Source organism: Microlunatus spumicola, assembly GCF_039536445.1.
GTDB classification, from domain to species: domain Bacteria; phylum Actinomycetota; class Actinomycetes; order Propionibacteriales; family Propionibacteriaceae; genus Microlunatus; species Microlunatus spumicola.
This window is the reverse complement of record NZ_BAAAYR010000001.1, coordinates 1,676,937-1,696,936: the sequence shown is the minus strand read 5'-3', so window position 1 is coordinate 1,696,936 and position 20,000 is coordinate 1,676,937. Positions and strand designations below refer to the sequence as shown.

The window sequence follows — 20,000 nt, the reverse complement described above, 5'->3', positions numbered from 1 at the left end:
CGTTGCCGTCGGTGTTGGGGTGGGGCTGGCGGTCGGGGTCGGGGTCGGCGTCGGGGTGGGCGTCGGGACCGGCGCGGCCGGGGTGTAGGTGACGGCGGTGCTGCGGGCCGACTCGTTGCCGGCACGGTCGACGGCGCTGACCTGGTAGCTGTAGGCGGTGCCGACCGTGAGGCCGTCGTCCAGGTAGCCGGTCCCGGTCACCTCGTCGGTGGTGATCTTGCTGTAGGCGCCCGAGCCGGTGGCGCGGTAGACGTTGTAGCCGTCGACGTCCGCCTCCGGGCTCGCGGTCCAGGTGACCCGGGCGCCGGTGGCCTCCTTGGCCGCGGCGACGCCGGTCGGGACCGAGGGGGCGTTGCCGTCCACGACGTCGAGGTAGTCGATGGTGACGTTCCGGCCGGTGGAGCTGTCGTTCTTGGTGCCGGTCCGCACGATCTTCAGCGTGTGGGTCCCGTCGGCGAGCCCGGTCACGGAGTAGACCGCCTGCTTGGTCTTGCTGGTCGCGGAGTAGAGGTCGACGCTCGCCTTCTTGACCCCGTCGATGTAGACGTCGGCGATGCCGGAGAAGTTGTTCACCCGCGTCGACCAGGTGAGGCCGGTGCCTGAGAAGGAGATGGACGCCGAGCCGTCGGCGTTCAGGGTGGCGTAGGAACCCGCCGAGTCGGAGGACGACGTCGCGGTGGTCCAGGCCCCGGTGTAGGCGATCGCCGGCGCGGTGTTCTCGTACCGGCCGGGAAGCACCCCGGTGTCCGCCGCCTGGGCCTGGACGGGAACCAGCACGCCGGCCACCACGGCGAACGCGGCGACGGTGCTCGTGCACGCGATCCGTGCACCGGCGGCGATGGAGGGCAGGCCAACAGAAGCGGAGCGCATGAGGGGGGCCTTTCGAAGACCGAGCCGATGGATCGGCTCATGACCGAGATGACGTTCCCCCGAGGGCTCGTTCCGCCCCCTTCCGGAGGGGCTTTCCTAGCCAGCACGCAGATCGTAGGCAGGAGCGGTCGAGCGGATTGGCTGAATTTTCTAGAATTCAGGAATGAGCCCGCGGCTCAGGTTCAAAGGCGCGCTCATGTCTGAAGAATTCTTCAGGCTTTCCCGGAAGTCCTCAGGGACACCGGTGCCAGCGGGCCTTAGACGGGGTTTTTCTCAACCGTTCTCAGAATGGTCTCCACGGACATTCTCAGCCGTCAAGACCCACGCGGGCGACATCTGGGCCCGAAGCCTGGGGATCGACGTTCAGAAGGCATGGTCGGCTGAGGGACGGGTCGACGAGTCGCCCCGACCACGCCGGTTCGGTATCGTCAGCGCGCCAGGGCCGGCGCGCGGGCCGGGTGCACGGGCCCGGGCCGGCCGCCCACGACGGACGGGACCCCATGCAGATCCTCAGCACCTCGACGGTGCCGGGCGACGACGTCGTCCACCACCGGATGGCGTCCGGCGGACGCTCGCTCCGCGGCCGGCTGTCGGCCTGGCTGGAGCGCGCCAAGGACGCCGACGCCGTGGTGCTCAGCGGCTCGGTCTCGATCGGCACCCGCTACGACCAGCTGATCGCGGCCCGCACGTTCGCGTCGAGGTACCCCGACCGTCCCGTCGTCCTCGCCGACTGCACGTGGGAACCGGGGAGCCGGGCCTTCGACCGCCTGCTGCGCGCCGAGCGCCCCGTCGCCGTCGACCGCCCCGCCCGGCACCTCCGGCGAACTACGAAGCTCGCCATCGGACGGCTCCGCGCCCCGAACATCCACTGCTGCGTGCTGTCGAGCGAGGAGGGTCGCGCCTTCCCGGGCTTCTGGGGCATCGACCCCGCGAACGTGCACGTCACGCCCTACTGGGCCAGCAACCTCGGTGCGCTGCAGGCGGCGCGCGACGCCCTCCCCGCAGCGGGTGCCGGGGCCGGGGAGGGGACCGACGCGCTGGTGTTCGCGGGCGGGGACTCCTTGCGCGACTACCGACCCCTGCTCGAGGCGGCCGAGGCCGTGCGGGGGACCGTACGCATCGCCACCCGGCTCCCCGTGCCCGACCGGCTTCCCGCGAACGTGATCGCCGGCCCGGTGTCGGGGGAGGAGTTCCTCCGGCTCGCGGTGAGCACGGCCGTCGCGGTCGTCCCGCTCGTCCCCGACGCGCTCCGCAGCGGCGGCCAGAAGACCTACCTCGGCGCCATGGGGCTCGGCCAGACCGTGGTGGTTCCGGAGGCGCCCGGCGTGCTCGACCACGTCCGGCCCGACGTCACCGGCCTCGTGCCCCCCGCCGACGACCCGGCCGCGCTCGCCGACGCGATCAACGCGGCCGTCAGCGACGCCGACCTCCGCGCCCGCCTCGGCGAGGCCGCGCAGGCCGACGTCGCCGAACGCTTCTCCCCCCAGGCCTACGGGGAGCGCCTGTACGGGATCGCGAGAAAGCTGGTTCAGGGGGCCTGAGGCTGCGGCTCCCCGCCGGAGAACCAGGACGAGGACAAGGCTCAGCAAGGGAGGACACGTGCCCTGGCTGCGCGCCCTCCCTCCCCAGCCGCGCGTCGAGTGGCGCCACTCGACGAGCGACACGCCGCGTACGCGTGACGGTTGGCGCCACTCGCGCGGTTGTTCGAGTTGACCGACAAGAGCGCACCAACGAGCGAGTGGGTGCTTCGCGAGTGAGCTCGTCGGCGCGAGCGGTACGTGTTCCCGGTTCGCGGGGTCTGGTGACCGGGATGGGGTACCGGTCGAGGGTTTGGGTGACCGGTGGCGCCACTCGGCGCGCGACACGCCTCGTACGCGTGCCCGTTGGCGCCACTCGCGCGGTTGTTTGAGTTGACCGACAAGAGCGCACCAACGAGCGAGTGCGTGCCACGCGAGTGAGCTCGTCGGCGCGAGCGGTACGTGTTCCCGGTTGGCGGGGTCGGGGGAGCGGGATGGGGTACCGGTCGGCATGGTGTGTGACCGGTCGTGCCACAAGTCACGCGACGACCTCGTACGCGTGTCCCCTGGCGCCACCAGGCACGAGCTGACAGACAAGAGGACACCAACGAACAAGCACGCTCCCCGTGTCGCGAGCGGTACGTGTTCCCGGTTCACGGACCCTGTCGACCGGGATGGGGTACCGCTCGGCGCGGTGTGTGACCGGTGGCGCCACTGGACGCGCGACACGCCGCGTACGCGTGCCGGGTGGCGCCACTCGACGCCGACCTGGGGACGGGGTGCGCACTCGCGTGCGCAGCCCTCTCCTGCGCCTCTGTCTGTGAATCCGCGGACGAGCTAGCGGGTGATGTGCCTCAGGACGTGCAGGAGGGCGGCGCCGCTCTCGCCGGGGGAGAACCGCTCGAGCCACGCGGGGGCGGAGACGGGGGCGAGGCTCCGGGCGCGGAGGATCGCGTCGGCGTAGTCGGCGGGCTCGGAGCCGATCGCGAACTCGCCCGTCACGTGCGGGACGATCGCGTCGGCGACGCCGAGGGCGCGCGAGGAGGCCACGCTCGGGATCCCGGCGGCGGCGGCCTCGACGAGGACGTTCGCGAAGCCTTCGGCCGCGGAGGTGAGCAGCACGACCGCGTCGGGCTCGGCCTCGTCGAACCAGCTCGTGACCCACCCCCGGAACGTCACCGGGACGCCCAGGCGCTCCGCGGTGCTGCGCACCTCGGCCTCGAGCGGGCCCTTGCCGAAGAAGTCGACCTTGGCGTCCAGGCCGTCGCGCTCGCGCAGCAGGGCGGCGGTCTCGATCGCGAGCAGCGGCCGTTTCTGCGGAACCAGTCGGGCCGGGATGGTCAGCGTGACGCTGCCGGCGTCGCCCGGACCGGCGGCCTCGCGGGCGGCCGCGGAGCGTGCCGGGTCCTTGCCGGTCGCGGGGTTCGGCACGACCCAGACCCGGTCGGGGTCCAGCCCGTACGTGCCGGCGGCCTCGGCGGCCACCGGGTGCGAGATCGCCACGTAGGCGTCCGCGTGGCGGTAGAGGCGGTGCGCCAGCCCCAGCTCGACCTTGTAGGACAGGCCGTGGATGCGCCGCAGCGGGGCCTCCACGTTGCGGCCGCTGATGATCGTCCTCGGCGCACCGGACAGGCCGCGGGTCGCCATCAGGACCAGCAGGTTCCAGTGCGGCATGAGGCCCATGAGGACGTCGTAGCCGGCGCCGGACACGTGGCTGCGCAGCGCGCGCACCCGGGCCGGGAACGACGACGCGGTCAGCGCGACGACGGGCACGTCGGGGTGCGTGGCGTCGGGCTCGTGGGTCGTCAGCAACGTGGGGTGGTGACCGTTGCGGGCCAGGTGCTCTGCCCACTGGACGGCGACGAACTCGGCGCCGCCGCCGCTCAGGCTCGGCAGCAGGATGCCGACGCGCAGGCCGCCCTCGGGCGTGACCGTCATGCCTGGGGGCCGAACGTCTTCTTCGCCCAGTCCAGGTGGCGCGCGAGGCCCTCCTCGATCGTCACGGTCGGCTTCCAGCCGAGCACCCGCGCGATCTTGGCGGTGTCGCCGCCGGTCCGGAACACGTCGCCCTTGACCGACTCGGTGTGCTCCACCCGCAGCGGCTTGCCGTTGAGGTCGGAGATGATCCGCAGGGTGTCGAGCACCGAGACGTTGGAGCCGCCGGCCACGTTCAGCACGGTGCCGGGCGGGACGCCGTCGGTCGAGGCGGCCGCGATGTTCGCCGCGACGACGTCCTCGACGTAGGTGAAGTCCCGGATCTGCTCGCCGGTGCCGTAGATCGAGATGAGCTCGTCGAGCACGGCGGCGCGGACGAACCGCGTGAACGCCATGTCCGTGCGCTGGCCCGGGCCGTAGACCGTGAAGTAGCGCAGCGAGACCGTCGGGACGCCGAAGTTCGAGGCGTACAGCGAGCAGAGGTGCTCCGCCGCGAGCTTGGTGACGCCGTACGGGCTCACCGGCTGCGGGCGGTCGTCCTCGGACGTGGGGTAGCGCTCCGCGTTGCCGTAGATCGACGAGGACGAGGCGTAGACGAGCCGCTTGAGCCGCGGGGCGTCCTTGGCCGCCTCGAGCAGGCGCTGGGTGGCCTCGATGTTCTGCCGGACGTAGACGGCGAAGTCCTTGCCCCACGACATCCGCACGCCCGGCTGGCCCGCCTGGTGGAAGACCCAGTCGATGTCGGCGAGCAGGCCGGCCAGGTCGACGGTGTTGAGGTCGGCCTGGACGAAGGTGAAGCCGGTCTCCGGGATCGACGCGAGGTTGCCGCGCTTGATCGAGACCTCGTAGTAGTCGGTCAGGACGTCGATGCCGACGACCTCGTGGCCTTCGCTCAGGAGCTGCTTGGCCAGGGTGCTGCCCACGAAACCGGCGACGCCGGTCACGAGTGCTCTCATCGGGGGTTCCTCACTTCAGACTGCGGGGGCGTGGGTGGTGCAGGACGTACGGGTCAGGCGACCGTGACGTCGTAGATGCGTTCGATGAGCACCGGGGCGCTCTTGTCCTCGACGGCCGCGCGCACCTGGTCGCGGTCGAGGCCGGCCGCCTCGCGGACCCGGCCGGCGAGCTCGGCGGGGTCGCGGTCGCAGACGAAGCCCGTACGGCCGTCGACCACGAGGCCGCCGGTGTCGGAGCCGTCCGTGACGACCGAGGGCAGCCCGGACGCCATCGCCTCGACGAGCACGCGGGGGTAGCCCTCGTAGCCCGGGTGCGACGTCATCAGGAAGACGCCCGCGGAACCCATCCGCTGCGCGACCTCGGCCGGGGCGACCCGGCCGGCGACGGTGATGCGGCCGGCGATGCTCGGGTGCAGCGCGTCGACCTGGGCGCGCACCTGCTCCAGCAGGGTGCCCTGGCCGAGGAGGTCGAGCTTCCAGGGCTCCTCGGGGTCGGCGTCGACGAGCGCGGTGAAGGCGGAGACCGCCAGCGCCGGGTCCTTCGGCACCTCCAGCCGACCGACCCAGATCACCTGGTGCGGGTCGCGCTGGTCGTCGGGCAGGTTCGTGATGAGCGCCGGGTCGAACCACGTGGGGGAGAAGCGGGCGCGGGGGTTCCAGGTGCGGACGACCCCGGAGTACTCCTCGTTGAACACGACGACGTCCTTGGCCGCGCCCACCGTGCGCCGCTCGAGCGCGCCGTGGGCGTCGCCGGCGAAGCGCCAGAAGGAGTCCGAGGTCCGGCCCGTGAGGCCCTGCTCCTGCGTGTGGATGAAGTAGGCCTGCGGGCGGCGGAGCAGCGCGCGCAGCGCGATGGCCGAGTTCAGCCCGTGCACCTGCACGATGTCCGCGACCGGGAGCTTGCCGCGGAACCGGGCGGCGCCGGCCATCAGCCGCAGCGAGTGCGGGACGCGGCGCGAGCCGTCGGCCGGGTCGAGCGCGGCGACCGGGAGGAACCAGAAGGGACGCCCGTCGCCGAGGTCGTGGCGCTCCCAGCGACCGAGCACGCGGCCGGGGTGGCCGATGCCGGTGTCCACGCCGACCACGGCGACGTCGAGACCCTCGGGCAGGTAGCGGCACATGCCGCGCAGGCACGTGTCGATGCCGCCGGGCGACGAGCGCGCGGGGTCGAACTGGTGGACGATCAGGCGGTCGACGTGGGCGGGGGGTGCCGAAGGGTCGGGCACGCTCGTCCTTTCGGTCACGGTCGTTCGCGTGACGGTCGTGCGGCCGACGTCCGGCGCCGCTGATCCTGCCGGCGCCTCGTACGCGGTCCGCGCTCGGGGGTGGTGAGGGCTGAGCTGGGGTTGCTGCCGGTCGTGCTCGGTGCCGACGGGGACGGACGACGAGCGCTCGCGCGGACGTCCGTGCCTCTCGGCGGGACCGGCGTGGCACCTCGTCGACGAGGCCGGCGCGCTGGTCGCGCCGGACACCACTCCCGGCAGGATTTAACCACGTGGCACGGATGCCGGCGAAGTTGAGAGATCGGTCACGCGTACCCGGGCGGGACGGCCCTCCGGACGCGGGGCCGGGGCCTAGGTGTATACGTCGGCCACCGCCCGTGCCTCCGAGACGGCCCTCGTGGGGGTGCGGCTGTGACAGACTTTCGCCCGACACCATCCCCTGGTGCCCACGAAAGGCTTCTACGTATGGATTTGCGCGGCTACCTCAAGGTCCTGCAGCGGCGGTGGATCAGCATCCTGGTCATCACGCTCGCCACCCTGGCCGTGACGGCGGCGATCACCTTCGCCCTGACGCCCAAGTACACCGCGTCGACCCGTCTCTTCTTCGGTGTGCAGGGCGCCCAGTCCGGCAGCGACCTCGCGCAGGGCTCGACCTTCGCCGAGGCGCAGCTGACCTCGTACGCGCAGGTCGCGACCTCGCCGCTGGTCCTGCAGCCGGTCATCGACCAGCTGGGCCTGCAGCAGACGCCCGCGCAGCTCGCGACGAAGGTCTCGGCCTTCGCGCCCACCGACACCGTGATCATCCAGGTCACGGTCACCGACTCGGACGCCAACCGTTCCGCGCAGATCGCCAACGCGGTCGGCCAGCGGCTCTCCTCGGTGACCAGCGACCTGTCGCCGCGGCGCCAGGACGGCTCGCAGTCCGTGAAGGCCACGATCCTCGCGCCGGCCCAGGTGCCCAGCGACCCCTCGTCGCCGAACATCCTGCGCAACCTGGCCGCCGGCCTGATCCTCGGCCTGCTGCTCGGTGTCGCCGTCGCGATCCTGCGCCGCCTGCTGGACACCAAGGTCCGCAACGAGGTCGACCTCGAGCAGGTCACCAGCGTCCCGGTCCTGGGCGTCGTGCCCTTCGACTCCGACGCGGCGGCCCACCCGGTCGTCATCCGCGACGACCCGCTGAGCGTCCGCTCCGAGGCGGTCCGTCGCCTGCGCACCAACCTGCAGTTCGTCGAGGCGGCCGAGCACTCGCGCTCCGTCGTCGTCACCTCGTCGATCCCGGGCGAGGGCAAGTCGACCGCGGCGCTCAACCTGGCCGCCTCGCTGTCCGACGCGGGCCTGAACGTCGTCCTCGTCGACGCCGACCTGCGCCGCCCGAGCATCGCCCGCTACGTCGGCATCGAGGGTTCGGTGGGCCTGACCACCGTCCTCATCGGCGAGGCCTCGCTCGACGACGTCCTGCAGCCCTGGGGCGACAGCTCGCTGCGCGTGCTGCCCTCCGGCCAGGTCCCCCCGAACCCGAGCGAGCTGCTCGGCTCGGGCGCCATGGCCGACCTGCTCGACCAGCTCACCGAGCGCTTCGACATGGTCATCCTGGACAGCCCGCCGCTGCTGCCCGTCACCGACGGCGCGATCCTCGGCCGCCTGGCCGGGACCACGCTCGTCGTGGTCGGCGCCGACCGGCTCCACCGCTCGCAGCTCCGCGGGGCGCTCGAGTCGCTCACCACCGCCGGCGTCAACGTCGCCGGCATCGTGCTCAACAAGGTCGCACCGCACAACTTCGGCCCGTACGAGTACGGCTACACCTACATGCAGCGCTCCGACCAGGCCACGGTCGCCCCGAAGCCGCCGCGCCGCGCCGAGGGCAAGCTCCCCCGCGACGCGGACAAGGAGATCGAGCCCGCCGCCCGCGGGTGACCACGCAGCATCAGCAGAGCACGACGGGAGGGGCCGGCGACGGCCCCTTCCGCGTCCTCGTCGTGTGCGAGGGCAACATCTGCCGGTCGCCCGTGGCGGCCCTGCTCCTGGCGGCCGCGCTGGGTCCTGACGTCGAGGTGACCTCGGCCGGGACCCGCGCGGTCGTCGGCGCTCCGGCGGAGCCCGCGATGACGGCGTTCCTGGGGGAGCGGGCGGCCGGGCTGGACGGGTTCCGTGCCCGGCAGCTGCGGCCGGACCAGGTCAGGGCCGCGGACCTCGTGCTGACCATGAGCCGGCGCCAGCGCGGCGCCACGGTCGCCCTTGCGCCCGCCGCCGTGAAGCGCGCCTTCACGCTGCGCGAGCTCGCGCGGCTGCTCGGGGACGTGGACCCGGAGGCCCTGGGGGACCCGGGGTCGGGGACGCTCGGGGAGAGGCTGCGGCGGGCGCTGCCCGCGGCGGCCGCCCAGCGTCGCTTCGTCACCGACCCGCGGGTCGACGACATCGCGGACCCCTACGGGCGGGACGAGGCGGCGTACGCGCGGGCCTACGAGGCGATCACCGACGCCGTGGCGCGGGTGGTCGGGGTGCTCGCCCCCGACGGCCTCGCGACCGCCGGGGACGGGTCGGTCTAGGACCGGTCGGCCGTGGCTCCGGGCTCGAGCTCGAGGTCCGAGCAGAACGAGGGCGGCGGGACGACCGTGCGGGACGCGGCCTCGAGCAGCAGCTGACGCGACGGCCGGTCCAGGTCGAGGACGCCGGCGAGCCCGTGGGCGGACAGCGTCTCAGCCAGACCGGTCTGGTGGTCGTCCACGTGCTCCTGGTGGGCGGAGCGGCGCACCGCCAGCACCGGGCTCTTGCCCAGGCTGAACTGCTGCAGGACCGACCCGACGCCGCTGTGGGCGACGACGACGTCCGCGGCGCTCGACAGCGCGGTCAGACGCTCGACGCTCACCTGGTCGTGGACCTCGCCGGGCAGGTCGGTGCGGGTCGTGGAGCCGAGCTGCCAGACGACCTCGTCCTGCGGGCCGAGCATGGAGAGCACGGCGTCGACGGCGCGGTCGAAGCGGTAGGGCGCGATCGTGCCCAGGGTGACGAGGATCTTGAGCGGACCCTCCTTCACCGGGCCCTGCTCGACGCTCCAGTCCTGGAGGATGCTGCCGGCGTACGACCACCGCGAGTCCGCCCAGGAGGCGTACTGCGTGGCGGTGCGGACCCGGGGCACGTGGGCCAGGATCCGACCGGTGGTGGACGGGCCGTGCGGGCGGGCGAGGCTCTCGACGTAGTACGTGGGGATGCCGGTCCAGGCCGCCAGCGGCAGGATCGTCGCGGCGACGCCGGCGCCGGTGCTCACGCAGGCGTCGAAGCGCTCGCGGCGCAGCAGCGGCAGCACCTTGCGGGCGGCGCGCACGGCGGCCCGGACGTCACGCGGCGACACGTAGTCGACGAACAGGTGAGGGCGGTCCTGGAGCGCGTCGATGCTCTGGGCCGTCTCGAAGGTGACCCAGCGCGATCCGGCGGACGGCTGGATGCGCTCGGCGATCAGGTTGAGCTCGGCGAGGTGGCCACCGGTGGAGGTCACCCAGAGGACCTTCGCACCACGAGGGATCTCGTCGAGCATGCTGGCGGGGGAGGAGGCCGACCCGGTCAGGGGCATCGGCTCGTGCGTGTCCGCAAAGCGGCGCAGAGGCACGGACAACGCGCTCATAGAGCCTTCCGTCGGGGCACCGCTGGTGCGGTGCCGGACTTGGTCCCTCAGCCCCCCGGGCAGTGGACGCCTTTTTCGTGACCCCCCCAGCCGCTTCGTACAGTACCGGAGGCGGCACCCTGAGCGCCAAGCCCGGGAAGATTCAGTTCCCTGTGATCTCAATCTCAAGGTCTGACAAAGTCGGTGCCCAGGCGTTTCGTCCTCGACACCGGTGCGCGGCCGGACCAGGATCGCCGGGTGACGACGCAGCCCGAGCGGTGGTCCCAGGCGACCACGTACGCCGACATGTGGGTCGACCCGGCCGACGATCCGCGCGACACCGGTGCCCCGCTCGAGGGGGAGCGCGACACCCTCCTCGACTACCTGCGGGTGTACCGCCACACCCTGCGGATGAAGTGCGACGGCCTGACGCCGGAGCAGCTGGCCCGGCGCTCGGTGCCGCCCTCGACGATGTCCCTGCTCGGCCTGGTCCGGCACCTCGGGGAGGTGGAGCTGCTCTGGACCGTGCGCACGATGCGCGGCGAGCGGGTCGAGCGGCCGTACAGCACCCCCGAGGACCGCGACGGCGACTTCCACGGCGCCGTGGGCGACCCGGAGGTCGTCGCGGACGCGTGGCGCCGGTGGGAGCAGGCGTGCGCCGACACGGACGCCTTCGTCGCGGCGACCCCCGACCTGGGCACCGTCTCGCTCGACCCGGACCAGCCGATCGCCCTGCGCGAGGTGCTCGTGCACCTCGTGGAGGAGTACGCCCGGCACTGCGGCCACGCCGACCTGCTCCGGGAGTGCATCGACGGCCGGGTGGGCCAGTGAGCGCTGTGGGCAGCGGCGCGGAGCGGCGCAGGGTTCAGGCGGCCCGGCGCGCCCCGTAGCCCCCGCCGGCCTCGGTCTCGAGGGGCTCGTGGAACACCGGCTCGCCGCCCGGACCACGCCGCGTCCGCTGCCCGTCCCCTGCGGCTGAGCGCCCGGCCGTCGTTCCGCGACCCCGCGGCTCAGGCCGGGTGGGTGGTCCGCAAACCGCGCGCGACCACGACCGCGCAGCCCGCGCACACCGCCGCGACGACGACGAGCAGCACGGGCTCGGGGGCGACGCGGGTCAGCTCGGAGAGCACCACCGGGAGCAGGAAGCCGACGTAGATGAGGGAGTAGTAGACCCCGGTCGGTGCGGCCAGCCGTTCCGGGTCGGCGAGCGCCTGCGTCTCGACCAGCCCGGTGAGGATGCAGATCCCGTACGCCGTCCCGAGGAGCGCGGCGGCGACCAGGGCCAGCGTGACCGAGCGGAGCTGCACGTCCACGGCGAGCAGCAGGGTCGCGACCGCGGTCAGGAGCAGGCCGAGCACCGCCTGCCGGCCGCCGACGAGGCGCGCGAGGCGGGGCACGAAGGGCTGGACCCCGGCACCGCAGGCCAGGGTGACGACGGCGGCCAGGGCGGCGTACGCGATCCGGTAGGAGCCGGTGCGGTCGGCCACCAGGGCGGGGCCCACCACGAAGGCGAGCGCCGGCGCCCCGAAGACCCAGGGCGCCATCGGCACCACGACGCGCCGGAAGCGCGCGCGGCTCTGCGGGGGCAGCGACAGCTCCTCGCGGAACGGGTGCCGCGGTATCGCACCGGCCGGGCGCGTCTCCGGGCTCCGCGCGAGCGGTACCGCGGCGAGCAGCGCGAGCACCAGCTGGACGCCGTACGGCAGCAGGGTCGGCGCCGGGCCCCACTGGGCCAGGCCCCCGGCGACGGCCGCACCGAGACCGAACCCGACGGTGAGCGTCAGGGCCGCCCGGCGCGCCCGGACGCCCGGGGCGGCGGCGGCCGACAGCTCCTTGACCCACGTGGTCCCGGCGACCATGGCGACCGCGACGCTCACGCCGCTGACGAAGCGTCCGGCGCAGAGCGCGAACGGGCTGGCGCTGCCCAGGCCGAGGACCACGCTGCCGACGACGCTCAGCACGAGCGCGGCGACGACGAGCGGGCGCCGGCCGACGCGGTCCGACACGGGCCCCGTCAGCAGGAAGCCCGGCGCGAGCCCCAGGACGTAGAACGCGAAGAAGAGGTCCACCTGGACCGCGGAGTAGCCCTCGACCTGCCGGTAGAGCAGCAGCAGCGGGGAGAAGTGGTTGCCGCCCCACGCGACCATGAACATGGCCGGCGCGACCCCGAGCCAGGCCCGCCCGGCGCGCGCGTCGGCGCCCACCTCAGGCACCCGGCTCCCAGCCGCGCAGGAAGTCGACGACGACCGCGGCCGGCATCTCGCAGGGCCGCAGGACGTCGCCGCCGCTGGTGCGCCAGACGTTCGCGCTGACCGCCGACGTCCCGCCGAGCTCCTCGGCGTAGAGCGTGGTCGTGCCCCCGCCCGCGTGGTCGGCGCGCGTGAGCCCCCACGTCCGGCCCGCGTACGCCACCTCGGTCCAGCCGAGCGGGACCCGTTCGACGAGGGCGTGGAGCTCCTCGGGCGCGACGTCGCCGCTCGCGGTGTCCTCGGAGCGGTCCGTCCCGGTGCCCTCGGCGTCCGTCACGACGGTTCCGTCGTCGCGGACGGGCTGCGGTTCGCGGCCTTGGTCTCGAGGAGGTCGTGGGCCCCGCGGACCCGGACGACCGTGTTGGCGGCGCAGGCCGCGAGCATGACGACGAGCAGCCCGACGAAGACCCCGATCGGCCACTCGTAGAGCTCGGCCACCTCGTACGTCTCCTTCACCGCGATGAAGAACGCCCCGGCGGCGACCAGGGCCCAGCCCGTCGCCACGCTCGTGAACTCGACGAAGCCCTCGAGCTCCTCCGGGGTCAGCGCGTCGAACAGCTGCTGGCGGACCTGACGCTGGCGACGGCGCTGCAGCACGTACGCGACCGGCGGCAGGAGCCACCACCAGGGCGAGAGCCGCGGCCGTCCCGTCTGCCGGGCCACGCGGGTCAGGCCCCCGCGCCGGTCCTCCTGCGCGTCGAGCTCGACGGCGGCCTGGAAGAGCGGGCCCGCGACGAGGAGCCAGGCCCCGAGGAAGCCCGACCAGGCGATCACCGCGTGCACGCCGACACGCTAGGCGAGGGCGGTGCTCCGCCTGCACCGCGCCCGTGGGTGCGCCGGGTCGAGCCGGGTCCGCGTCAGCCGCGCGACCAGCCCGTGACGTGCGCGGGGACCTCGATGCCGGACGTCAGGTCGGGTGCCGGGACCGGTGCCTGGGGCACCGACTGGCGCAGCGGCAGCACGCCGGCCCACCACGGGAGGTCGAGGTCCTCCTCGTCGTCGCCCGGTGCGCCCGCCCGGCTCTTGTAGGAGACCTCCTCCAGGTCGAGCCGCAGCACCGCGGTCGCCGCGAGCTCGCGGCGGCTGGGGCCGCGGACGTGGTCGGACCGGCCGGGGACGATCGCGTCGACCAGGTGCCGCAGCGCCTCGTCCTTCTCGGTCGGGTCGGTCACGAGGTGCGCCTTCCCGTGCGCGACGACGCAGCGGTAGTTCGCGGAGTGGTGGAAGGCCGAGCGCGCGAGGACCAGGCCGTCGAGGTGCGTCACGGTCACGCAGACGTCGAGGCCGTCGACCAGCGAGCCGCGCATCGCCCGGGCGCCCGTCGAGCCGTGCAGGTAGAGCACCTCGCCGACCCGCACGTGCAGCTGGGGGAGCACGACGGGCGCGCCGTCGTCGACGAAGGCGACGTGGCACAGCACGGCCTCGTCGAGGGCCGCGTGCACCAGGTCGCGGTCGTACGCCACCCGCTCGCGCAGCCGCGTCGGGGCCGTCCTGGTCGTCGGGGCGTAGCTGTCGGTCGTCATGGTCCGTCTCTGCCGTGGTCTCACAAGATGTTTTGATCTAGTACAATCTGGTGATTGTGACAGAACGTTATCGGCTCACCGGCCGGACAGCAACCGAGATCCTCGCCTCGCTCGAGTCCACGATCCGCGACGGCGGGCTCGTCGCCGGCGACATCGTCCCGACCGTGCGGGCCCTTGCCGACGAGCTCGGGGTGGCGCCGGGCACGGTCGCCAGCGCCTACCGCACGGCGGCGCAGCGCGGGCTGGTGGAGACCCGCGGTCGCAACGGGACCCGCGTACGCCCGCGGCCGGCGGTCGCCGTGCGCGACGGGGGAGGGCCGGTGCCCGAGGGGGTCGTCGACCTCGCCTCCGGGCAGCCGGCCGCGTCGCTGCTGCCCCGGCTGGACCCGGCGCGCCTGGGCTGGGACCGGGCCGCCGCCCCCGACGGGCTCGTGCTCCCCGCCCTCGCCGACCTGGCCCGGCAGCGGCTGGGGGCGGACGGGGTCGACGCCGAGCACCTGACGCTCGCCGGCGGCGGGCTCGACGCCATCCGCCGGGTGCTCGCGGCCCGGCTCGCGCCCGGCGACGCCGTGGCGGTGGAGGACCCGGGCTGGCCGAACCTGCTCGACCTGCTCGCCTCGTCCGGCTTCCGGGCCGTGCCGGTGCGGGTGGACCAGGCCGGTCCGGACGCCGCGTCCCTGGCCGCGGCCCTGCGCAACGGCGCCCGGGCCGTCGTCGTCACGTCGCGCGCCCAGAACCCGACCGGCGCGTACGTCACGGCCGAGCGGGCGACCGCCCTGCGGCGCGTGCTCGCCGGGCACCCCGACGTCGTCGTCGTGGAGGACGACCACGCGGCCGAGCTGGCCGGCGTCCCCCTCGCGCCGCTGGCCGGTGCGACGCAGGCCTGGGCGTTCGTCCGCTCGCTCTCGAAGCCGTACGGGCCGGACCTGCGGCTCGCCGTCCTGGCCGGCGACGGCGCGACCGTGGCGAGGGTCGAGGGTCAGCTGCGGATCGGGTCCGGCTGGGTCAGCACGCTGCTCCAGCGGGCGGCGGTCGCGCTGTGGACCGATCTGGAGGTCACGGACGTGGTCACCGCGGCCGCCGAGGCGTACGACGTCCGCCGCGAGGCGCTCCGGACCGGGCTCGTGGCGGCCGGGTTGCCGGCGCTGGGCGCCACCGGGCTGAACGTCTGGGTCCCCGTGCCCGACGAGGCCCGGGTCGTCGCCGAGCTCCTCGCGGCCGGCTGGGCGGTGGCGCCGGGGCAGCGGTTCCGTCAGGGGGTGGGGTCGGCGGTCCGCGTCACGGTGAGCAACCTCGAGCCCGGGCGCGTCGACGAGCTCGTCGGGCTGCTCCGCGCGGCGGCGTCACCGCGGCGTACGGGGGGACCGGTCTCGGCCTGAGCCGGCACCGGTCAGCCCCGTCGAGCGTCACCAGCCGCGCTGGCGCCACTCCTGCAGGTGCGGGCGCTCGGCGCCGATGGTCGTCCCGTCGCCGTGGCCCGGGTGCACGACGGTGTCGTCGGCGAAGCGGTTGAACACCTTGGCCTCCAGGTCGTCCATCAGCGACTCGAAGTCCTCCGGGCTCCAGGTCTTGCCCGGCCCGCCCGGGAAGAGGCTGTCGCCGGTGAAGAGGTGCGTCGGGCCCTCGGGCCCGCGGTAGGCCAGCACGATCGAGCCCGGCGTGTGCCCGACCAGGCCGACGACGTCGAGGCGCTCCTCGCCGAAGTCGACGGCGCCGCCGTCCCAGACCCCGTCCGGCGTCCGCACGCCGGCGCCCTCGGCGACCGCCTCCGCGTCCGGGCGGCCCGCGACGAGCCGGTCGGCGCGCTCGGCCAGGGTCGCGAGGGCCTGCCAGTGGTCGCGGTGGCGGTGGGTGGTGACGACGGTGCCGAGCGGCCGTTCGCCGAGCAGGTCGAGGAGCGTCGCGGCGTCGTCCGCGGCGTCGACGAGCAGCAGCGGACCGCCGCCGTCGAGGAGGTAGGCGTTGTTGTCACCGGGACCGACCGACACCTTCGTGGCGGTGACGGTGGGCGACAGGGCGAAGGTCAGCGGCGCGCCGCCGCGGGTGACGTGGTGGGTTCCGGGCACCCGTCCAGTCTCACCGGTCTCGCGCCCCCGGCCCGGCCGGGGTGCGCGGCCGGGCGGGGTTCAGAGGCTGGGCAGGCGGAGACCGCGGGTGCCGGCGACGGCGTCGGGCTCCAGCCGGTTGGTGAGCCAGCCGACCAGGGCCGGGGCCGTGCCGTGCACGACGAGCCCGTCGCCGACCTGGCCGACGGTCGTGCTGAAGCCGGAGTCGGCGTGCAGCTCGACGCGGGGGAACTCGTCACGGAGCCGCGCCCGGAAGGCGACCCACTCGATCAGCCACTCCGCGACCTCGGGCTCGATCTGCTCGACGTCCAGGCCGACGTCGAGGTCCACGTGGTGCAGCTCCACCTCGAAGAGCCGGCCCAGCGGCAGCAGCCGAGCGGGCACGACGAGCCCGCCGCGCAGCTCGACGGCGGCGGACCAGCCCGTCCCCGGGCCGTCGCCCGTCCCCTGGCCGCCCTGCCCCTGGCCGCCCTGCAGCTGGCCGACCTGCAGCTGGTCGAGCCGGTCGAAGGCCTCCGTCAGCCGTTCGGCGCTGGTGTCGAGGTCGGTCTGCAGCTCGAGCCCGGTGCGGTCGGCGCCGTCCTCGATCTCGGCGGTCCGGGCCTCGGGCGAGGAGTACATGGCCCGGCGCTCGCCGGCGGCCGCACCCTCCACCAGCCGGGCGAACCCGTCGGCCTGGCGCGCGACATGGGTGGCGACGTGCGCGCGGCTCCAGCCCGGCAGCCGGCTGGGCAGGGCCCACTCCGCGTCGGTCACGACGATCGTGCTGCCGAGCAGCCGCTGCGTCGCCGTGGTCAGCAGGACGCGCAGCTCGGCGAGGCGGGCGTCGGGGGAGGGTTCGCTCACCGGCTCAAGGTAGTGGCGGCGCCCCGTCGCGACTCCCGCGCGTTCGTGCGACGCGCCCGCCCGGACGCGGTCGGCCGGGGAATAACGGCCCGGTCTCGCGCCGTTCGGAACTGTCAGTGAGCACATCTAGTCTTTCGTCCGTGCCTGTTCCGGAGAACCGTCTCGTCGTCCGGGGTGCCCGCGAGCACAACCTGCGCAACGTCTCGCTCGACCTGCCCCGCGACGCGATCATCGTCTTCACGGGCCTGTCCGGGTCGGGCAAGTCCAGCCTCGCCTTCGACACGATCTTCGCCGAGGGCCAGCGCCGTTACGTCGAGTCGCTGTCCGCGTACGCGCGCCAGTTCCTGGGCCAGATGGACAAGCCCGACGTCGACTTCATCGAGGGCCTGTCGCCCGCGGTGTCGATCGACCAGAAGTCGACGAGCCGCAACCCGCGCTCGACCGTGGGCACCATCACCGAGGTCTACGACTACCTCCGGCTGCTCTACGCCCGCGCCGGCCGCGCCCACTGCCCGGTCTGCGGCGAGCCGATCAGCAAGCAGTCGCCGCAGCAGATCGTCGACCGGCTGATGGGGCTCGAGGAGGGCACCCGCTTCCAGGTCCTCGCGCCGATGATCCGCGACCGCAAGGGCGAGTACGCCGACCTGTTCCGCCAGCTGGCGACGCAGGGCTTCAGCCGCGCCCGGGTCGACGGCGAGATCGTCCAGCTGACCGACCCGCCGGTGCTGGACAAGAAGTACAAGCACTCGATCGACGTCATCGTCGACCGCATCGCCGTCAAGGCGACCATCAAGCAGCGCCTCACCGACTCGATCGAGACCGCGCTCGGGCTGGCGCAGGGCATCGTCACGGTCGACTACGTCGACCGCGGTACCGACGACCCGGAGCGCGAGCGGACCTACTCGGAGAAGATGGCCTGCCCCAACGGGCACGACATCGCCATCGACGAGCTCGAGCCGCGGCAGTTCTCCTTCAACGGCCCCTGGGGCGCCTGCCCGGTCTGCTCCGGCCTCGGCACGCGCATGGAGGTCGACCCCGAGCTGGTCGTCCCCGACGACGAGAAGAGCCTGGACGAGGGGGCCATCGCGCCCTGGGCGTCGGCGCACGTCGCCGACTACTTCCAGCGGCTGATCGAGTCGCTCGCGGCCGAGCACGGCTTCAAGACGACCACGCCCTGGCACCGGCTGCCGGCGACGATCCAGAAGCTGCTGCTCTTCGGCGTCCCCGGGCAGGTGCACGTCACCTACCGCAACCGCTACGGCCGCGAGCGCAGCTACAACGCCAAGTACGAGGGCGTCGTCGCCTACATCGAGCGCCGCCACTCCGAGGCCGAGACCGACACCTCCCGCGAGCGCTTCGCCGGCTACATGCGCGAGGTCCCCTGCAAGACCTGCAAGGGCGCCCGGCTCAAGCCGACCTCGCTCGCGGTCACGCTGGGCGGGCTGAACATCGCCGAGATCGCGGCGCTGTCGATCGACCAGGCCGCCACGTTCCTGCGCGAGCTCGAGCTGAACGAGCGCGAGCTGCAGATCGCCGAGCGGGTCCTCAAGGAGATCAACGAGCGGCTGCGCTTCCTGCTCGACGTCGGCCTCGACTACCTCTCGCTCAGCCGGCCCACCGCCAGCCTCTCCGGCGGCGAGGCCCAGCGCATCCGGCTCGCCACCCAGATCGGCTCCGGCCTGGTCGGCGTGCTCTACGTGCTCGACGAGCCGAGCATCGGGCTGCACCAGCGCGACAACCGGCGCCTCATCGAGACGCTGATCCGGCTCCGCAACCTCGGCAACACCCTGATCGTCGTCGAGCACGACGAGGACACCATCCGCGTCGCCGACTGGGCGGTCGACATCGGCCCGGGGGCGGGGGAGCACGGCGGCCACGTCGTCGTGTCCGGACCCGTGTCCGAGCTGCTCGAGAGCGAGGAGTCGATCACCGGCGCCTACCTGTCGGGCCGTCGGTCCATCCCGATGCCGGCGCTGCGCCGCCCGCGGGTCAAGGGCCGCGAGATCGTCGTGCACAACGCGACCGAGCACAACCTGCAGAACGTCACGATCGGCTTCCCGCTCGGGCAGCTCATCGCCGTCACCGGCGTCTCGGGCTCGGGCAAGTCGACGCTCGTCAACAGCATCCTGTACACGGCGCTGGCCAAGAAGATCTACAACGCCCGCGAGGTGCCCGGCCGGCACCGCTCGATCACCGGCGCGGAGGAGATCGACAAGATCATCCACGTCGACCAGTCGCCGATCGGTCGGACGCCGCGGTCCAACCCCGCGACCTACACCGGCGTCTACGACCACGTCCGCCGGCTCTTCTCGGAGACGCCGGAGGCGAAGGTCCGCGGCTACCAGCCGGGCCGGTTCTCGTTCAACGTCAAGGGCGGTCGCTGCGAGAATTGCGCGGGCGACGGCACGATCAAGATCGAGATGAACTTCCTCCCGGACGTCTACGTCCCGTGCGAGGTCTGCCACGGCGCCCGCTACAACCGCGAGACGCTCGAGGTGCACTACAAGGGCAAGACGATCGCCGACGTGCTGAACATGCCGATCGAGGAGGCCGCCGACTTCTTCCAGGCGATCCCGGCGATCGCGCGGCACCTGGTGACGCTCAAGGAGGTGGGCCTCGGCTACGTCCGCCTGGGCCAGTCCGCCCCGACGCTGTCGGGCGGCGAGGCGCAGCGCGTCAAGCTCGCCAGCGAGCTGCAGAAGCGCTCGACGGGCCGCACGCTCTACGTCCTGGACGAGCCCACGACCGGTCTGCACTTCGAGGACATCCGCAAGCTCCTGGGCGTGCTCGGGCGGCTCGTCGACGCGGGCAACACCGTCGTCGTCATCGAGCACAACCTCGACGTGATCAAGACGGCCGACTGGCTCATCGACATGGGCCCGGAGGGCGGTTCGCGCGGCGGGACGCTCGTCGCCGAGGGTACGCCGGAGCAGATCGCGGCGACGCCCGAGTCGTACACGGGCGAGTTCCTGAAGCCGCTCCTCGAGGGCCGCGAGGTCCCGGTGGGGCTGGTCCAGGAGGCGTTCGCCGCCCGGGTGGCCGCGCCGATGACCAAGGCGGCGGTCAAGCGCGCCGCCCAGGCGGAGAAGGCCGCGGCAAACAAGCGCCTGCCGGGCGAGATCCCGACGAACGGCCGCGCGCCGGCCAAGAAGGCACCGGCGAAGAAGGCCGTGGCCAAGAAGGCCGTCGCGGCCGCCCGCAAGGCGAGCTGACCCTC

The 20,000-nt window shown here is 73.5% G+C and carries 17 protein-coding genes; 6 read left to right on the top strand and 11 right to left on the bottom strand.

From position 1 onward, the window contains the following. Positions 1-870: fibronectin type III domain-containing protein (locus ABD665_RS07810; RefSeq protein WP_344741697.1), on the bottom strand; the 870-nt coding region annotated here is incomplete at its 3' end. Between the two features lie 500 nt (positions 871-1,370). Between ABD665_RS07810 and ABD665_RS07805 the strand changes: the two genes are divergently transcribed. Then, on the top strand, positions 1,371-2,411 hold the full coding sequence (locus ABD665_RS07805) for a glycosyltransferase (RefSeq protein WP_204911481.1): 1,041 nt from the start codon (positions 1,371-1,373) through the stop codon (positions 2,409-2,411). An 813-nt stretch (positions 2,412-3,224) separates the two neighbouring features. Here ABD665_RS07805 and ABD665_RS07800 read toward each other — a convergent pair. Genes ABD665_RS07800 through ABD665_RS07790 form a run of 3 tightly spaced genes read right to left on the bottom strand, consistent with a single transcriptional unit; the run spans position 3,225 to position 6,504 of the window. Further along, positions 3,225-4,325 carry a glycosyltransferase gene (locus ABD665_RS07800; protein WP_204911482.1) on the bottom strand — a complete coding sequence of 367 codons (1,101 nt, stop codon included), beginning with the start codon at positions 4,323-4,325 and terminating at the stop codon, positions 3,225-3,227. Further along, positions 4,322-5,278 carry an NAD-dependent epimerase/dehydratase family protein gene (locus ABD665_RS07795; RefSeq protein ID WP_204911483.1) on the bottom strand — a complete coding sequence of 319 codons (957 nt, stop codon included), beginning with the start codon at positions 5,276-5,278 and terminating at the stop codon, positions 4,322-4,324. The genes ABD665_RS07800 and ABD665_RS07795 overlap by 4 nt, the downstream gene beginning before the upstream one ends. A 53-nt stretch (positions 5,279-5,331) precedes the next feature. After that, entirely contained in the window at positions 5,332-6,504 is a 1,173-nt protein-coding gene (locus ABD665_RS07790) for a glycosyltransferase (RefSeq protein ID WP_204911484.1), read from the bottom strand. A 462-nt stretch (positions 6,505-6,966) separates the two neighbouring features. Here ABD665_RS07790 and ABD665_RS07785 point away from each other — a divergent pair, with 462 nt between their 5' ends. Together ABD665_RS07785 and ABD665_RS07780 are read left to right on the top strand one after the other, a co-directional pair. Next, positions 6,967-8,415: a polysaccharide biosynthesis tyrosine autokinase gene (locus tag ABD665_RS07785; RefSeq protein ID WP_204911485.1), complete on the top strand. Its 1,449-nt coding sequence runs from the start codon at positions 6,967-6,969 to the stop codon at positions 8,413-8,415. Then, positions 8,412-9,047: an arsenate reductase/protein-tyrosine-phosphatase family protein gene (locus ABD665_RS07780; RefSeq protein WP_204911486.1), complete on the top strand. Its 636-nt coding sequence runs from the start codon at positions 8,412-8,414 to the stop codon at positions 9,045-9,047. Before ABD665_RS07785 ends, ABD665_RS07780 begins: the two co-directional genes overlap by 4 nt. Here ABD665_RS07780 and ABD665_RS07775 read toward each other — a convergent pair. After that, positions 9,044-10,069 (bottom strand): glycosyltransferase, encoded by a 1,026-nt coding sequence (locus tag ABD665_RS07775; protein WP_204911487.1) that lies wholly within the window; start codon positions 10,067-10,069, stop codon positions 9,044-9,046. The two genes, ABD665_RS07780 and ABD665_RS07775, sit on opposite strands and share 4 nt — an antisense overlap. Positions 10,070-10,357: 288 nt before the next feature. Between ABD665_RS07775 and ABD665_RS07770 the strand changes: the two genes are divergently transcribed. Beyond that, the gene (locus ABD665_RS07770) at positions 10,358-10,930 is read left to right on the top strand and encodes a DinB family protein (protein WP_344741691.1); all 573 of its coding nucleotides are present in this window, start codon (positions 10,358-10,360) and stop codon (positions 10,928-10,930) included. A gap of 179 nt (positions 10,931-11,109) precedes the next feature. Here ABD665_RS07770 and ABD665_RS07765 read toward each other — a convergent pair whose 3' ends face one another. The 4 genes from ABD665_RS07765 to ABD665_RS07750 all read right to left on the bottom strand — a co-directional run bounded on the left by ABD665_RS07765 (position 11,110) and on the right by ABD665_RS07750 (position 13,871). Continuing rightward, on the bottom strand, positions 11,110-12,312 hold the full coding sequence (locus ABD665_RS07765; RefSeq protein WP_204911488.1) for an MFS transporter: 1,203 nt from the start codon (positions 12,310-12,312) through the stop codon (positions 11,110-11,112). After that, positions 12,305-12,625, bottom strand: a complete 321-nt coding sequence (locus tag ABD665_RS07760) for a peptide methionine sulfoxide reductase (protein WP_344741688.1) — start codon at positions 12,623-12,625, stop codon at positions 12,305-12,307. Before ABD665_RS07760 ends, ABD665_RS07765 begins: the two co-directional genes overlap by 8 nt. Further along, positions 12,622-13,131 carry a hypothetical protein gene (locus ABD665_RS07755; protein WP_204911489.1) on the bottom strand — a complete coding sequence of 170 codons (510 nt, stop codon included), beginning with the start codon at positions 13,129-13,131 and terminating at the stop codon, positions 12,622-12,624. The genes ABD665_RS07760 and ABD665_RS07755 overlap by 4 nt, the downstream gene beginning before the upstream one ends. Before the next feature lie 74 nt (positions 13,132-13,205). Then, complete coding sequence (locus tag ABD665_RS07750; RefSeq protein ID WP_204911490.1) at positions 13,206-13,871, bottom strand: pyridoxamine 5'-phosphate oxidase family protein; 666 nt, start codon at positions 13,869-13,871, stop codon at positions 13,206-13,208. Positions 13,872-13,927: 56 nt separating this feature from the next. Between ABD665_RS07750 and ABD665_RS07745 the strand changes: the two genes are divergently transcribed. Next, positions 13,928-15,250, top strand: a complete 1,323-nt coding sequence (locus ABD665_RS07745; protein ID WP_204911491.1) for an aminotransferase class I/II-fold pyridoxal phosphate-dependent enzyme — start codon at positions 13,928-13,930, stop codon at positions 15,248-15,250. 27 nt (positions 15,251-15,277) lie between these two features. Here the strand turns inward: ABD665_RS07745 and ABD665_RS07740 are convergent, their stop codons facing one another. Further along, on the bottom strand, positions 15,278-15,937 hold the full coding sequence (locus ABD665_RS07740) for an MBL fold metallo-hydrolase (protein WP_344741685.1): 660 nt from the start codon (positions 15,935-15,937) through the stop codon (positions 15,278-15,280). 60 nt (positions 15,938-15,997) lie between these two features. Beyond that, positions 15,998-16,783 carry a maleylpyruvate isomerase family mycothiol-dependent enzyme gene (locus ABD665_RS07735; protein ID WP_344741682.1) on the bottom strand — a complete coding sequence of 262 codons (786 nt, stop codon included), beginning with the start codon at positions 16,781-16,783 and terminating at the stop codon, positions 15,998-16,000. 140 nt (positions 16,784-16,923) lie between these two features. Here ABD665_RS07735 and uvrA point away from each other — a divergent pair, with 140 nt between their 5' ends. After that, entirely contained in the window at positions 16,924-19,995 is a 3,072-nt protein-coding gene (gene uvrA, locus ABD665_RS07730; protein WP_204911493.1) for an excinuclease ABC subunit UvrA, read from the top strand. Positions 19,996-20,000 lie beyond the last annotated feature (5 nt).

Bases quoted from the DNA above. Each gene is read 5' to 3' on its own strand.
- ABD665_RS07805 (WP_204911481.1), top strand. From the start codon at position 1,371: ATGCAGATCCTCAGCACCTCGACGGTGCCGGGCGACGACGTCGTCCAC.
- ABD665_RS07800 (WP_204911482.1), bottom strand. From the start codon at position 4,325: ATGACGGTCACGCCCGAGGGCGGCCTGCGCGTCGGCATCCTGCTGCCG.
- ABD665_RS07785 (WP_204911485.1), top strand. From the start codon at position 6,967: ATGGATTTGCGCGGCTACCTCAAGGTCCTGCAGCGGCGGTGGATCAGC.
- ABD665_RS07795 (WP_204911483.1), bottom strand. From the start codon at position 5,278: ATGAGAGCACTCGTGACCGGCGTCGCCGGTTTCGTGGGCAGCACCCTG.
- ABD665_RS07775 (WP_204911487.1), bottom strand. From the start codon at position 10,069: ATGCCCCTGACCGGGTCGGCCTCCTCCCCCGCCAGCATGCTCGACGAG.
- ABD665_RS07750 (WP_204911490.1), bottom strand. From the start codon at position 13,871: ATGACGACCGACAGCTACGCCCCGACGACCAGGACGGCCCCGACGCGG.